Source organism: Pseudomonas sp. Marseille-Q8238 (assembly GCF_965111915.1).
This window is the reverse complement of the sequence record NZ_CBCOPI010000001.1, coordinates 618739-633296: the sequence shown is the minus strand read 5'-3', so window position 1 is coordinate 633296 and position 14558 is coordinate 618739. Positions and strand designations below refer to the sequence as shown.

At 61.0% G+C, this 14558-nt stretch carries 15 protein-coding genes; 5 read left to right on the top strand and 10 right to left on the bottom strand.

Annotated features, from left to right (window positions below):
* The first annotated feature begins 7 nt into the window (after positions 1–7).
* A complete protein-coding gene (locus tag ACWPW0_RS02735) occupies positions 8–982 on the top strand; it encodes a DUF805 domain-containing protein (protein ID WP_454254375.1) in 975 nt (324 codons plus the stop codon).
* A gap of 18 nt (positions 983–1000) precedes the next feature.
* Complete coding sequence (locus ACWPW0_RS02730; RefSeq protein ID WP_454254374.1) at positions 1001–1789, top strand: SDR family NAD(P)-dependent oxidoreductase; 789 nt, start codon at positions 1001–1003, stop codon at positions 1787–1789.
* A gap of 39 nt (positions 1790–1828) precedes the next feature.
* Here the strand turns inward: ACWPW0_RS02730 and ACWPW0_RS02725 are convergent, their stop codons facing one another.
* Positions 1829–3310, bottom strand: coding sequence for an AAA family ATPase (locus ACWPW0_RS02725; RefSeq protein ID WP_454254373.1), 1482 nt, complete (start codon positions 3308–3310; stop codon positions 1829–1831).
* 87 nt (positions 3311–3397) lie between these two features.
* Here ACWPW0_RS02725 and ACWPW0_RS02720 point away from each other — a divergent pair, with 87 nt between their 5' ends.
* Both ACWPW0_RS02720 and coq7 read left to right on the top strand, forming a co-directional pair.
* On the top strand, positions 3398–3736 hold the full coding sequence (locus ACWPW0_RS02720; protein WP_447588810.1) for a histidine triad nucleotide-binding protein: 339 nt from the start codon (positions 3398–3400) through the stop codon (positions 3734–3736).
* A gap of 111 nt (positions 3737–3847) precedes the next feature.
* Positions 3848–4495, top strand: a complete 648-nt coding sequence (gene coq7 / locus ACWPW0_RS02715; RefSeq protein WP_447588808.1) for a 2-polyprenyl-3-methyl-6-methoxy-1,4-benzoquinone monooxygenase — start codon at positions 3848–3850, stop codon at positions 4493–4495.
* Between the two features lie 142 nt (positions 4496–4637).
* Here the strand turns inward: coq7 and ACWPW0_RS02710 are convergent, their stop codons facing one another.
* Positions 4638–5069, bottom strand: a complete 432-nt coding sequence (locus ACWPW0_RS02710) for an OsmC family protein (protein ID WP_454254372.1) — start codon at positions 5067–5069, stop codon at positions 4638–4640.
* 223 nt (positions 5070–5292) lie between these two features.
* On the opposite strand from ACWPW0_RS02710, the gene crp reads away from it, so the two are divergent.
* A complete protein-coding gene (crp, locus tag ACWPW0_RS02705) occupies positions 5293–5937 on the top strand; it encodes a cAMP-activated global transcriptional regulator CRP (RefSeq protein WP_447588804.1) in 645 nt (214 codons plus the stop codon).
* Between the two features lie 52 nt (positions 5938–5989).
* On the opposite strand, the gene trpC is transcribed toward crp, so the two are convergent.
* The 8 genes from trpC to ACWPW0_RS02665 all read right to left on the bottom strand — a co-directional run bounded on the left by trpC (position 5990) and on the right by ACWPW0_RS02665 (position 14545).
* Positions 5990–6826, bottom strand: coding sequence for an indole-3-glycerol phosphate synthase TrpC (gene trpC, locus ACWPW0_RS02700; protein WP_454254371.1), 837 nt, complete (start codon positions 6824–6826; stop codon positions 5990–5992).
* Positions 6823–7872, bottom strand: a complete 1050-nt coding sequence (trpD, locus tag ACWPW0_RS02695) for an anthranilate phosphoribosyltransferase (protein WP_447588800.1) — start codon at positions 7870–7872, stop codon at positions 6823–6825. The genes trpC and trpD overlap by 4 nt, the downstream gene beginning before the upstream one ends.
* The gene (locus ACWPW0_RS02690) at positions 7872–8465 is read right to left on the bottom strand and encodes an aminodeoxychorismate/anthranilate synthase component II (RefSeq protein ID WP_454254370.1); all 594 of its coding nucleotides are present in this window, start codon (positions 8463–8465) and stop codon (positions 7872–7874) included. Before ACWPW0_RS02690 ends, trpD begins: the two co-directional genes overlap by 1 nt.
* A 328-nt stretch (positions 8466–8793) precedes the next feature.
* Positions 8794–10164, bottom strand: a complete 1371-nt coding sequence (pelG, locus tag ACWPW0_RS02685; protein ID WP_454254369.1) for an exopolysaccharide Pel transporter PelG — start codon at positions 10162–10164, stop codon at positions 8794–8796.
* Positions 10164–11684, bottom strand: coding sequence for a GT4 family glycosyltransferase PelF (gene pelF / locus ACWPW0_RS02680; RefSeq protein WP_454254368.1), 1521 nt, complete (start codon positions 11682–11684; stop codon positions 10164–10166). The genes pelG and pelF overlap by 1 nt, the downstream gene beginning before the upstream one ends.
* Positions 11681–12670: a HEAT repeat domain-containing protein gene (locus tag ACWPW0_RS02675; RefSeq protein ID WP_454254367.1), complete on the bottom strand. Its 990-nt coding sequence runs from the start codon at positions 12668–12670 to the stop codon at positions 11681–11683. The genes pelF and ACWPW0_RS02675 overlap by 4 nt, the downstream gene beginning before the upstream one ends.
* Positions 12648–14018 (bottom strand): PelD GGDEF domain-containing protein, encoded by a 1371-nt coding sequence (locus ACWPW0_RS02670; protein ID WP_454254366.1) that lies wholly within the window; start codon positions 14016–14018, stop codon positions 12648–12650. The genes ACWPW0_RS02675 and ACWPW0_RS02670 overlap by 23 nt, the downstream gene beginning before the upstream one ends.
* Before the next feature lie 5 nt (positions 14019–14023).
* A complete protein-coding gene (locus ACWPW0_RS02665) occupies positions 14024–14545 on the bottom strand; it encodes a penicillin-binding protein activator LpoB (protein WP_447588790.1) in 522 nt (173 codons plus the stop codon).
* Positions 14546–14558: the final 13 nt, after the last annotated feature.

Here is a 14558-nt window from a genome sequence, read left to right as displayed (position 1 = left end):
AAGTCCCATGCCGACATCTCGCTTCAAGATCGTCTTCAACGGCCAGTTGATGCCGAACGCCTCACTGGAAGAGACCAAGGAAAAACTAGCCAACCTGTTCAAGAGCGACCCAGAGAAAATCGAAGGGCTGTTCAACGGCAGCCCGGTGACGCTCAAACGCAACCTGAAGGAAGAGGAAGCCGACAAGTACCTCGCCGTGTTGCACAAGGCCGGTGCCCAGGCACGCAAGGAAACCGACCTGAGCGAAAGCCTCAGCCTGGTGAGCATCGACTCGGGCGAAGCGCACGCTGCCGATCAACCGCAGATGCGCTGCCCGAAATGCGACCACGAACAGGTCAAGGCGCCAGTCTGCGCCGCCTGCGGGATCGTCATCGAGAAGTTCATCGCCCGCCAGGCTGCGCAGGCGGAGGCGGCCCCCACCAACGAAGGTGTCTCGCCCTACAGCACGCCCAAGGCTCAAGTGGCCACCACCAGTCATCAATATGGAGAGCTGCGCCCATTTGGCGTGACGGGCCGTATTGGCCGCGTGCGCTACCTGGCCTGGAGCGCCGTGCTGATGTTCGCAGCCGTCGCCCTGTACCTGATTTCCGCCCTGTTCCTCGCATTGGTGCCGTGGCTTGGCGGCCTGCTGATCACAGCTGTGGTCATCGGCGCGTTGGTCGTGAGTGTCCAGATTGGTGTGCAACGCCTGCATGACATGGGCTGGTCCGGCTGGCTCTGGCTGCTGAACCTGGTCCCGCTGGTCGGCAGCGTGTTCGCCATTCTGATGCTGGTGGTCCCGGGCAATCAGGATGCCAACCAATACGGCGCACCGCCGCCACCGAACAGCACCGCAGTCAAGGTTCTGGCGTTCGGCTGGCTGGTGATTCCCGTATTCATCGGCATCCTCGCGGCCATCGCCGTGCCGGCTTACCAGGACTACGTAGAGCGCGCTCAGCAGTCCCAAAGCCAATACACCCAGCCGGAATCCGACGATCAATAGCCCCGAGCGAGGCGCCCCATGACCACCTACGCCCTCATCACCGGCGCCTCCAGCGGTCTCGGCCTGGCCTTGGCCGAGGCTCTGGCCCGGCGGGGGCGCAACCTGATTCTGGTCGCGCGCCAACGCGATGCCCTGGAAAGCATCGCCTGCGAGCTTACTCAGCGCTTTGGCGTCGAGGCGCTGTATCGAGTCTGCGACCTAGCCGAGCCGATGCAGATCAGCGGCCTGATACAGGAACTGGAGCAGGGCGAACGCCAGGTCGACCTGCTGGTGAACAATGCCGGCATTGGCTCGGCCGGACTGTTTGTCGAGCAGGATTGGTCGCGCGAGCAGGAGCTGATCGAACTCAACATCCTCGCCCTGAGCCGCCTGTGCCATGACCTGGGTTATCACATGGTCAAGCAGGGCCGTGGCCAGATCCTCAATGTCGCCTCGGTGGCCGCCTTCCAGCCCGGCCCGCTGATGAGCAACTACTTCGCCAGCAAGGCCTACGTGCTGCATTTCTCCGAAGGGCTGCGCAACGAGCTGGCACCCCATGGAGTGAAGGTATCCGTGCTCTGCCCCGGCCCCATCGCCACGCCGTTCTTCCGCCACAGCCAGATCAGGTCGAGCGGCCTGGAGCGCCGGCAATTACTGGCCAATCCGGAAGAAGTCGCCTTGTTGGCCGTTCAAGGTCTCGAGCGCAACCGCGCGATCATCATTCCCGGCTGGCGCAATCGGCTGGTACCGCTGTTGATCCGCCTGATGCCACGCGCGCTGTCACAACGACTCGCCATGCGTATGATCAAACCCACGTTGCCGCGCTGATATCTGGCTGCAATGCTGTAGCGCATCAAGGTGCGCCCCTTAGCCCGCGCTCACCGTGCGATTACTCGCCCAGGCTCGCAGGGCTGCCAGGTCTTCGGCCATGACCACCGACAAAGGCGCCGTACTCTGGATGTTTTGCAGAAGCAGTGTTTGATCCACGGACTGCTGACGAGCCTGCGCGGCATACAGGGCACTGACCACCGCCTGCTCAATTTCAGCCCCGGAAAATCCATCGCAGGCCGCTGCCAGCTCTGCCAGATCGAACGACGCCACCTCCAACTCACGACGACGCAGATGAATGGCGAAGATCTCCGCTCGCACCTCCGCGCCCGGCAAGTCGACAAAGAACAGCTCGTCGAAACGGCCCTTGCGTATCAGCTCCGGCGGTAGACGATGGATCGCATTGGCGGTAGCGACCATGAACACCGGCGCCTTGCGCTCGGCCATCCAGGTCAACAGTGTGCCCAGTACTCGCTGGCTGACACCACCGTCGTGCTCTCCGGTGGACAGCCCCTTCTCCACCTCGTCCATCCACAGCACACAGGGCGCCATCTGTTCGGCCAGAGACAAGGCCTCGCGCAGGTTGCGCTCGGTCTCGCCGAAGAACTTGTTGTACAGGCTGGCAAAGTCCAACCGCAGCAGCGGCAGCCCCCATAGTCCGGCCACGGCCTTGGCAGCCAGGCTCTTGCCGCCGCCCTGGACACCGACCAGCATCATGCCCTTGGGCATATCCGTGCCGGTGCCATTGAGGAAAATGTCCTGGCGCTCGCCCAGCCAGCGCTTGAGGTTGTGTAGACCCCCGACCTCGGCAAATTGAGCGGTGTCGTATTCGAAGCTGAGCACCCCGTCGAGATCGAGCAGCTTGAACTTGGTCTTGTTCAGCTCCGGCAGGTCTTCCTGGGTGATCGCGCCGTCATCGCAGATGACATTGCGCGCCAAGGCACGCGCTTCGGCATGGCTGGCCCCACGCAGGTTCTTCACCACCTGTTGCAGCGTGCGGTTGTCGGTACGCACGCGAGCACCACGATTGAGCTCGCTCCAGCGCGTCGCCTCTTCGCGAACAATCGCCAACAGCTCTTCCTCGGTCGGCAACGCGAGGGTAAACCGCGCCGCATAGCGCTGCACTTCCGGCGGCAGTTTTATCGCATGGGAAACCAGCACCAGCGTCGGTTTGTGGCCGCCTTCATTCATGGCGATTTCCTTGAGCAGGCGCACCAGCTTCGGGTTATCGCTCAGAAAGGGGTGCAGGTCGCACATGACATAGAGGCTGGGCTGCGGATCATGCTTGATCAGCTTGAGCGCCACCTCGGCGTCGAAGGTTTCCCCTGCGCCAACAGCCTCGCCCCCAAAACCCAGGCGTTGCAGCCCTTCCGTGACGGCCCAGGTGAACAGGCCAAGCCCACGCTTGATCGCCAGGCTGGTCAGGGTTTCCAGCACCCGTTTTTCATCCCACGACTCGATCACCACCAGTTTGACCCTGGAGTCCAGCACCAGCCCCAGATCGCGAATATCGTTTTTCACCAGCGCTCCTTGTGCCCAGCCAGGCTGACTGGTGTAGGTCGTCATCGTTACACTCGCAGAGGAGCGAAAGTGGCAGGAGTAAAACGCGTGGACTGTCTGTTCTGCAAGATCATTGCCGGGGAAATACCCGCGCGAACATTCTACGAAGACGACCAAGTCCTGGCATTCCACGATATCGCGCCGCAGGCGCCCGTGCATTTCCTGGTGATTCCAAAACGCCACATCGCCAGGCTGACGGATCTGACCGAAGCCGACCGTGCGTTGGCCGGACACATCCTGTTCACGGCCCAGCGCCTGGCAGGCGAACTGAACTGCGAGGACGGTTTCCGTGTAGCCATGAACTGCAACGACCTCGGCGGGCAAACGGTCTATCACATCCATATGCATGTACTCGGCCAGCGTCAGATGAACTGGCCGCCGGGCTAAGCCTCCAGCAATCCTGACCTGGGACGTCCTCCTGAAACCTGTTGTCGCCGGTCATTTTTCTGCCGGATGGATCAGGTAAACTGCTTGCCACACGCTTTCGTGGAGATGGCCATGAACAATGAACGCCAGTTTTCCCCCGTCGATCGCCTTCTGTTGCAGGCCGATGCCGCATTACGCACCTTGCTCCCATTCAGCGGTGCTCCCACTCGCCCCTCGCCCGCCATCGTGCAGAATGAGGCGCAGCTCAATGACGACGAAACCCGTCATGTCGCCGGCCTGATGCGCATCAACCATACCGGTGAAGTCTGCGCCCAGGCGCTGTATCAGGGGCAGGCCCTGACCGCCAAGTTGCCGGAAGTACGCAAGGCCATGGAGCATGCGGCGGACGAGGAAGTCGATCACCTGGCCTGGTGCGAACAACGCATCCGCGAACTGGGCAGTCACCCCAGCGTGCTCAACCCGTTGTTCTACGGTTTGTCCTTCGGGGTCGGTGCGGTAGCCGGGCTGATCAGCGACAAGGTCAGCCTGGGCTTCGTCGCTGCCACGGAAGACCAGGTGGTCAAGCACCTGGACGAGCACCTCGAACAGATTCCGCAGGAAGACCGCAAATCCCGCGCCATTCTCGAACAGATGCGCGAGGACGAGGAACATCACGCCACCAGCGCCATCGAGGCTGGCGGCCTGCGCTTCCCGGCACCGATCAAGTTCGGCATGAGCCTGCTGTCCAAGGTCATGACCAAAAGCACCTACCGCATTTGAACCACTACCGATGAAAAAGGGCGCCCGATGGCGCCCTTTTTCGTTGTTCTCATGCAGTTGAGGCGTGCCCAGAAAGCCGCGCCCTATGCAGAGTAAAAGCGCTGACTGCCAGGATTTGCGCGGCCTTCGTGAAGGCCGAGTGTCAGGCCGTGGCGCCCAACTCGACAATTTCGTAATCGTGGGTGATCTCGACGCCGGCACGGCCGAGCATGATCGATGCCGAGCAGTACTTCTCCGCCGACAACTCGACCGCACGCTTGACCTGAGCTTCCTTGAGACCACGGCCCTTGACCACGAAATGCAGGTGGATCTTGGTGAACACCTTGGGGTCTTCATCGGCACGCTCGGCCTCGAGGAAGGCCTCGCAGCTCTCCACCGGCTGACGCGACTTCTTGAGAATGCTGACCACATCGAAGTTGCTGCAGCCACCCAGGCCGATCAGCACCATTTCCATGGGTCGCACGCCCAGGTTACGCCCGCCGTTTTCCGCCGGGCCATCCATGACAACCACATGGCCGCTGCCCGACTCGCCCAGGAACATCGCTTCGCCAGCCCATTGAATGCGCGCTTTCATCGCCAGGACTCCACTGCCAGAAAAAGGGCGCGCAGTTTATCACAGCCCCCGAACGGCCCGAGTTGTCGCAGTAATGGGTGTCAATGTTAGGTTGGTCGCAAAATCACATTGCTGCTGCTCACGGTCTGTTAAGCTGCATGCGGATTGCTGGCACACTCGTTCGCATAACTAGAAATCGCCTGCTGGACAAAGGCTTACTCTTTTTTCTTTTCGGGATTCGGGCATGGTCGCTATTACCCTTACACCTAAAATCAAGAACCTCGACAAGCTTCTCGCACACTGCCACCGTCGCCGCTACACCGCCAAAAGCACGATCATTTACGCAGGTGATCGCTGTGAAACCCTGTTTTTCATCATCAAGGGCTCGGTCACCATCCTGATCGAGGACGATGATGGACGCGAGATGATCATCGCCTACCTCAACTCCGGGGACTTCTTCGGCGAGATGGGTCTGTTCGAGAAGGAAGGCAGCGAGAAGGAACGCAGCGCCTGGGTTCGCGCCAAGACCGAGTGCGAGGTGGCCGAGCTCAGCTATGCCAAGTTCCGCGAGCTGACCCAGCAGGACCCCGAGATTCTCTACACACTCGGCAGCCAGATGGCTGATCGCCTGCGCAACACCACCCGCAAGGTCGGTGACCTGGCCTTCCTCGATGTAACCGGTCGCGTGGCCCGCACCCTGCTTGACCTGTGCAAGCAACCGGATGCCATGACTCACCCGGACGGCATGCAGATCAAGATCACCCGCCAGGAAATCGGCCGTATTGTCGGCTGCTCGCGCGAGATGGTCGGCCGTGTTCTCAAGAGTCTTGAAGAGCAGGGCCTGGTCTATGTGAAGGGAAAGACCATGGTGGTGTTCGGCACCCGCTGAACTGGCACCATGAAAAAGGCCGGCATCAGCCGGCCTTTTTCGTTTCTACGGTTCAGTTCGGGTCTACGGTCACGCCAGCACGCCCTTTCTCGGGAAAGAACAGGCGCTGCAACTCGGTCCCAGGCTCCTCGGCGCGCATGAAGGCCTCGCCCACCAGGAACGCATGAACATTGCTGATCTCCATCAGCTCGACGTCGGCACGATTGAGAATGCCGCTCTCGGTAACCACTAGGCGATCACGGGGAATGCGCGGCAACAGGTCGAGCGTGACCTCTAGGCTGACCTCGAAGCTGTGCAGATTGCGGTTGTTGATGCCAACCAGCGGTGTATCCAGGGTTTTCAGCGCACGCTCCAGCTCATCGCCATCGTGAACCTCCACCAGCACATCGAGGCCGACGTCTTTGGCGGTAGCAGCCAGTTCGGCCATGCGCACATCGTCCAGCGCCGACACGATCAGTAGCACGCAGTCAGCGCCCAGCGCGCGCGCTTCGACGATCTGATAGGGATCGACCATGAAATCCTTGCGAATTACCGGCAAGCCACAGGCAGACCGCGCCTGCTGCAGGTACTCATCCGCGCCCTGGAAGTAATCGACATCCGTGAGCACCGACAGACAGGCTGCGCCACCACGCTCGTAGCTCTGCGCGATTTCCGCCGGTACGAAATGCTCACGCAGCACGCCCTTGCTCGGCGACGCCTTCTTGATCTCGGCGATTACCGCCGGTTCCTTGCGTCCAGCCCGCTCGAGCAGGGCCTTGGCGAAGCCGCGCGGGGCATCTGCCACACGCGCCAGTTTCTCAAGCTCGGCCAGGCTGGTCCGCGCACGTCGCTCTGCCACTTCCTCGGCCTTACGGGCCAGGATTTTCTCCAGCACGGTAGGGACACTCACGCTTCATTCTCCTGCTTGAACACGGCGGTAAAGGACACCAACTCGTCGAGTTTCTCCCATGCCAGCCCGGTATGCAGCGCGTCATGCGCAAGGTGCACACCTTCGCGCAGGCTGGTCGCATGGTCCGCGGCATACAGCGCCGCACCCGCGTTTAGGGCAATCATCTCAGCGGCCTTCTGACCATTCTCGGTGCGGCGTTTACCGAGCGCATCGCGGATCAGCGCCAGCGACTCGGCGGCGCTGTCCACGGTCAACCCGATCAGGCTCTGGCTCTTGATGCCAAAATCCTCAGGTTGTACTTCGTACTCGCTGATCACCCCATCCTTCAGTTCGGCGATATGTGTCGGCGCAGCCAGGCTGAGCTCGTCCAGGCCATCACGCGAATGCACCACCAGGATATGTTCACTGCCCAGGCGCTTGAGCACCTCAGCCAGCGGGCGACAAAGCGCCTGGCTGAATACGCCGACCACCTGATGCCGGACGCCGGCCGGGTTGGTCAGCGGGCCGAGCATGTTGAACAGGGTGCGCAGCCCCAGATCACGACGCGGCACGGCGGCGTACTTCATGGCCTTGTGATGGACCTGGGCGAACATGAAACCAACGCCGACCGACTCGATGCAGCGTTTGACCTGCTCGGGCTTGAGGTCCAGATAAATGCCGGCTGCTTCCAGCAGGTCGGCGCTGCCGCTCTTGCCGGAGACCGCCCGGTTGCCATGCTTGGCCACCTTGCCACCGGCGGCTGCAACCACGAAGGCTGCCGCCGAGGACACATTGAAGATGTTGGCACCATCGCCACCGGTGCCGACCACGTCGACCACCCTGCTCAGGTTGTCGAGTTGCACCTGATCGGCCAGCTCACGCATCACCGCGACAGCCCCGACGATTTCGTCGATGGTCTCGCTCTTCATGCGCATGCCCATGAGGAACGCGCCGATCTGTGCATCGGTGCATTGTCCGGTCATGATCTCGCGCATCACGTCCTGCATTTCCTCGGTGCTCAGGTCGAGTTGGTTAACCACTCGATTGAGGGCTTCCTTGATATTCATCAGCGCACCCCACCGGTCTGCTTGAGGAAATTGGCGAACAGCTCATGGCCCTGCTCGGTCAGGATCGACTCCGGGTGAAACTGCACACCCTCGACGTTGAGGGTCTTGTGGCGCAGGCCCATGATTTCATCGATGCTGCCATCTTCATGCTGAGTCCAGGCAGTGATTTCCAGGCACGCCGGCAACGTCTCGCGCTTGACCACCAGCGAGTGGTAGCGGGTAACCGTCAGTGGATGATTCAGGCCGGCGAAGACACCCTTGTCTTCATGGAATACGGGGCTGGTCTTGCCGTGCATTACCTGGCGCGCGCGCACCACGTCACCGCCATAGGCCTGGCCGATGCTCTGGTGGCCCAGGCATACACCGAGAACCGGCAGCTTGCCGGCGAAGTGCAGGATCGCTTCGATGGAGATGCCCGCCTCGGTCGGCGTACAAGGGCCCGGCGAGACGACGATGCGATCGGGCTTGAGCGCCTCGATCTCGGCGATGCTCAGCTCATCATTGCGGATCACATGCACGTCGGCACCAAGTTCACCGAGGTACTGCACCACGTTGTAGGTAAAGGAGTCGTAATTATCGATCATCAACAGCATTTTCTAGCCCTTTGATTGACTGCAGGTCATGCAGAGTCCTCGATGGGGAAGCCCGCCTGGCTTGAACGTGAAACGATGGGAAGTACAGGCAGGATCAGAGGCAACGCGACGCATCCGGGCAGGCCGGAAGCAGAGTCAGACGCGCCAACGCCAGCGGGCGTGGGCTTTGACGATGCGCATCAAGAGGGTGCTGCTGAATGTCACGGGGATGTCTCACATAACGATGGCGGCACAGTAGCCCAGGCATGCCCCCGTGCGCAACATCGTGCGCCAGCCTGCGCGGTTAAATCGCAGGCTGGCGCTGCTGTTGAGCCCGGCGCCTGCCCCTTCAGCGCGCCAGCATGAAGGTCTCGTATTCGAGGTCTTCCAGGGAACGAGACAGGCGGTGCAGACCGAGCAACACGCAAATCAGCAACGACAGGGTGAACCCGTAGCCGAAATAACTGGGGCCCAGGTACTGGCTCAGGATGGTCAGCGCGGCGTTGAGCACCACGAACAGCACGCACAGCTCAAGCACGATGGCGCGCTTGTCGAGGTAGAAAAACACGTTGAGCAACGCCATGAACACCACCTGGATGCTCACCCCCACCAGGTCGACATAGAACAACGGCAGGTAATAGGCGGAGATTCCCAGCCATTGCAGTAGCTGCGGCGCCAGCAGGAACAACAGGATGACCGTCAGCCCCTGCACCTTGCAGATCTCCAGCAAGCCCTGGCGGATCGACAGAATCATCTGCTCCTTGAGCAAGCCGATGTGCTTGAGCGTTTCGCCCCCGCGAATCGCGGCATAGAGGCGCTCGTACCATTCGGCGAAGTCGGTCTCGATGCGCACCAGAAACACCGCCATGCCCGGAATGATTGCCAGGTAGGCGAGGAAGATCGGCAGGTCATAGAGAATCGATGCGCGCAACGGCCCGACCACGGCACTCGAAGTGGCCGGGTTGAACCAGAAGATGAACTTGTCGATCCAGATACCCAGGTTGTAGCAAAGCCCGGTAGCCAGCAGGCTGACGAAGATCTTCCGGCGGTCGAGGAAGTCGAAAGCCACCAGGCACTTGGCCGGGTACTCGCGCAGGATGTCGTAGAGAAACAGGAACAGCAGGCTGGAATGGCCGATCAGCAAAGCCAGTAGCAAGCCTTCCATCTGCAGGAAACGTAACAGGAACGCGCTGAGAACCATCAGCGAATAACCCGCCAGCATGACCAACAGGATGCGGTTATAGGCCTTCATGCCCGACAGGAAGATGATCACCATCCACAGGTTGCACAACACCACGAAGTTGGACATGACCAACAATCGATAGGCAAAGGACTCGTCGAACAACAGCCCCAGCAGCAGGATCGACAACACACCCGAAGCCAGCGTCACGATCAGCAGAATGCCCACCAGGTTGGGCAGGATCAGGTCACGCTGGTTCTCGAACAGACGATCGGAAATGAAACGGGTGAAGAACAGCTGCAAACCGCCGGTGAATATCAGCGAGATGGCCATCAGGTACGTCACGCTGACAAGGAACTGGTGGACCAGGACCTTCGGCACCACCACGCCCAGGCTGAGTACGCCGATCAGCATCACGCTGATAATCGACAGCACCCAAGGGCCGGAACTGATCAGCCCCGCATAGAGATAGGCACGCAAGGTCGCGGTGTAGGAGTCTCGCGAAAGGATCTTGCGCAGTTCAAAACCAATGCCGGCCATTACACACTCTCCATGGCGTCCAGATACAGACGACGGTAACGCTCAAGCATCAGGGTTTCGGTGTAGAAGCGGTTGACCCGTTGCAGCCCGGTCGCCTGGGCCGCCTGCCAGCGTGCCGGGTTGCGTAGCAGCCCCAAAATTGCCCGGGCACTGGCTTGCGGGTCGGCGATAGCCACCACTTCACCCGCCTTGCCCAACGCGCGGTCCTCATCCGTGCCACCCTCGATCAACTCCCGGCACGAGCCGACATCACTGCTCACCACCGGCGTACCGGCGGCCCAGGCCTCGAGAATCACCAAGGGCTGCGCCTCGCTGATCGAGGTGAGCACCATCAAGCCCAGCTGTGGCAGCACCTCGTCGATCTTGCGAAAACCGAGGAACTTGACCTTGTCTTCCAGCCCCAGGCTACTCACCAGACTGCGGCACTCGCCGGCATAGTCCGGGTCTTCCTCGTCCGGCCCGACGATCCAGGCCTCCGCATCAGGCATGCTGCTGACCACGCCGCGCATGGCGCGGATGAAGGTCTTCACGTCCTTGATGGGCACCACGCGGCCGACCAGGCCCACGATAGGCGGGATACCCGCGGGTCTTTTTTCCAGGGCATTGACCCAGACCTCCATCGCGATGCCATTGGGTACGACCCGCGTGCGCGTCGGCTCCGCACCATCGACGATCTGCCGACGACGATTGCCCTCGTACAGGGCGATGATCGGATCGGACGAACGATAGGCAAGCAGGCCGATGCGCTCGAAGAAGCGGATCCACAGGCGCCGGATATAGCTGACTTCCGTATCCAGACCGGTGCTCAACGCCTCGTCCGGATTCTCGGCAATCCAGTTGGCCTGGGCCAGATCGATCTTGCGCTCCTTGGTGTAGATACCGTGCTCACTGAGCAGGAAGGAACAGTTCCAGCGCCGCTTGAGAATGCTGCCAAGCAGGCCGGCATAGCCGGTCGAGATTGCGTGCAGCATGCGCGCGCGCGGCATGCGTTGCGCTACCTCGACCAGCATCAGCAGAGGTGCCTGCATGGTACGCAGGGTCCAGAAATAATTGATGAACGAAGGGTCACTGCAGTGCCGCTCATAGCCATCGGTAATGGATTCCCAGCTCGCTTTGCTGTGCAGAACGTCATCCAGACTGATCCGTCCTTGTGCCAGGGCCTCCAGCAACGCATCACCCTCTTCGACACTGGGCTCCTCCGGGTGATGAAGAAACCGGTGCATCGCGCTCAACTCTGGCGTCGAGCCCTTGTCCGCTGCCCTCGACACCACAGCGCCAGGCAGCCATGAGCTCTCGAGAAAATGCTCTTCGATGTGCAGCACATTGGCAGGAATCGCATAGTGCCGCGCACCGTAGGCTTCGCGCTGACCGCCGATGAACAGAACGCTGAAGGTCAGCTCCGGCAACCCGAGGATCAACTGATTGACCCAACTGGAAACACCGCCACGAACATAAGGCCAAGTGCCTTCAAGCAGAAGGCAGACATCCGCTACCGGAGCGGCAGAAGAGGTATTACTCATAACCAGTATCTCGCCAGTGCCGCAAAAGGCGGACGCTTGAGCATGTCGCTGGGCAGCCCAGCCAGGTGTTTCGGCACATCGGCGAAGCGCCGCTGGCAGAAGGCGATTTCAGCCCTGAAGGGCAGTAGTTGCAGTGATGACACCCCGGCCTGCTCGGCTTGCTTCAAATAAGCGTCGGCACCCGCCAGGTCGCCCTGCTCCAAAGCAATACGTCCGGCCAGCAGGTACAGCTCGTTACCTACACCAAGCGCCAATGCCTGGTCTGCGTGCTCACGCGCCTGGTGCAACACGTGATCGAGCACGCTGCCCTGCGCCAGCCCCAGATAGGCCAACTCCCAGAACCAGCGAGCCAGGCTGGCATGCAGCGAAGGCCGCTGGGCAGCGGATACGGTTTCAAGGCTCGCCAGGGCTGCTTCGATGCGCTGGTTGATCCGGCTTTCCTGCTGGTCGAGCATCGAGTACGCCAGCAGGCGTACATCATCGGACGGATCGCGCAACGCCACTTTCAGAATCGGAATCGAATCCTTGCCCTGCATACGACGGGTAGCGAACAGCGCGGTAATGCGCTTGTCCTGGCTAGGCGCATGGCGCAGGACATCCTGCAGGCCACCATCGCTGAACATCAGGTCCTGGCGTTTTTCCAGCGGCCGGAAGGGTAAATCCGGCACACCTTGGGCATGCCATACCTGCTCGACGCGTTTACGCGGCATGTACAGCGCCGGGAATACCGAGGCGGCAACGCCCACAGCACCGAGAATGGGCACGAAGAAGGACAAACAGAAAATGAACAGCGGACTCCAGGGCAACGGAAACTTGTAGCGCTGGGGCAACAGCAACCAGACCCCGGCACTGAGTAACAGGCTGCCAATGCCATGGCTGATGGCATACAGCATTGCTGCCTGGCCAACAGGCACACCGGCGAACAGCGATGCCCAGCTGCTCAGCTCGAAAAGGAACGCGCCACTAAATAGCCACTTGCTGATCATGCAAGGCACACCCGTTGAAGAGAAAATGACGCAATGCTTCGCGGTCGGTATTGGCATCGAGCGCATAACTGTGGGTACGAACACCCAGTGCTTCCAGCGTCTGCTCGTGACCGTAGTGCTCGGCTAGCAGTCCCTGCAGCCGTTCGCGGTAGCCCTGGGCGCCGTCTTCGGAGGTCAGTGGCAGCAGCACCAGCACACAGTGACTACCACGGGCATTGCGCTGGCGCAGTTGCAGGTCCAGCCCTCGCTGGCTGTCGGTGATCAGACGCAGGAGGCCAGTGCTGTTCCCGCCATCCTCAAGTTCGAATGCAAAGAGATAAGCCGGCAAGTCATGGTCACGCGCATCCAGCAGGGAGCGTTTGAGATTCTGCGAGAAGAGCTGCGCGTCGGCGCTGTCCAGCTTCAAGGCAACCGGATCGCTATGCAACAGGTCGGCAATATGCCCGGCGAGGATGGCCATCAGGCTCAATGTGCGTTCATTGAAGGCAAAGAACGGCATCTGCTGGATTGCTAGAACACCCAGGATGCGCTCTTCGGTATCTATCAGCGGCACACAGGCCAAGAACTCGGAGTGTCGAAGGTTCTCGCCGCGCTCGACCAGTTCCTCGCGCACACTCACCAACTCACCGCGTTCAAGGCATAGCCGCACCAGCAGGTCATCCATGTCGAACGCCCTTATCTCACCCAGAGCGCTCAAGGGTTTACCTTGCAACTTTCCGTCAGCCCCCATGCGATACAGGCCAGCGACGCGCAGCGAACCGTATTGAGTGAACACGCTGAGAATAGGGTCGGCCAAGGCTGCCAAGGCATCGTCTTCCCGTGGCAGATCACGCAACTGCTCACGCAACCCCAGCAACGAACTGCGCAGGCTCTGATCGTTGCCCGCCACCCGCTGCTCCAGACGGTCATGGGAAATGCGCAGGATGTGGTGGGCCCGGGTGAACTCATCGAGGCGCAGCTGCCGGTAATCATTGGCCAGATCCAGGCGCTGCAGACGGCGCTCCCAGATGTCGCGAAACTCACCCACCAGCATGCCGCAGAGCAATACGCCGACCACGAACGAAGCGGGAATCTCGTGATAGGGCGTACCTGCGTCCAGGCGGTAGACGAACAGCATCAGGACCAGCAGGGCCGCACTAGCGAGGCCGCGAATGAAGCCATAGCGCATGCCCATCAACAAGGGCGCCAGCACCATCCACGGGAACGAACCCTGAATCAGCAGAGGGTCCTGCGGCACGAGGACATACCCCAAGCCGATGGCGAGCCCGGTGAGCCCGATGGTTTCCAGCCAAGACACCTTGCCGCTGGCGCGCGGCGCCAGGGTAAAGTCCTTGTGGGCAGATTCCATGGCCATTATTGCAGTCGCAGATCGCTAGCCAGCTTACGCAGAACCTTCTGCGCGGTGCCGGAGAGGCTTTCACGCGACCAGCCAGCACGCGCGCCGCTGTTGCTCCAGAGCACGCGCCCGGTAGACAGCTCAACGACCTGCAGGCTGATGCCGACCGCAGGCTCGCCGTCCAGGCCATTCTTGTACTGCCACTCCTCGACGCTGCCGGTCACGACATAGTCCAGTTTCTGCTGGCGCGCCCAGGTCAACGCCGCGGTCTGACGCTCGCGGTCATCCAGCATGGGAAGGGCATCACCACTCGGGCTGGCCGGATACACGCGTGGGCGCAAGCCCTTCTCAGCCAGCACGCTGAGCAGGATCTGCTCACTGCGCTCACCGGCCTGCGGCGCTTGCGAATAGTTCACCAGAGGCACCAATCCCCACTGCGCATCGCGTCGCAGCTCAGGGCTGTTTTCGCGCGTAAAGCTGGAGCAGCCCACCATGAGTACAGCAGCGACCAGCATGGCCGCGTTGCGGATGGATAACATGTTCATTCCTCTT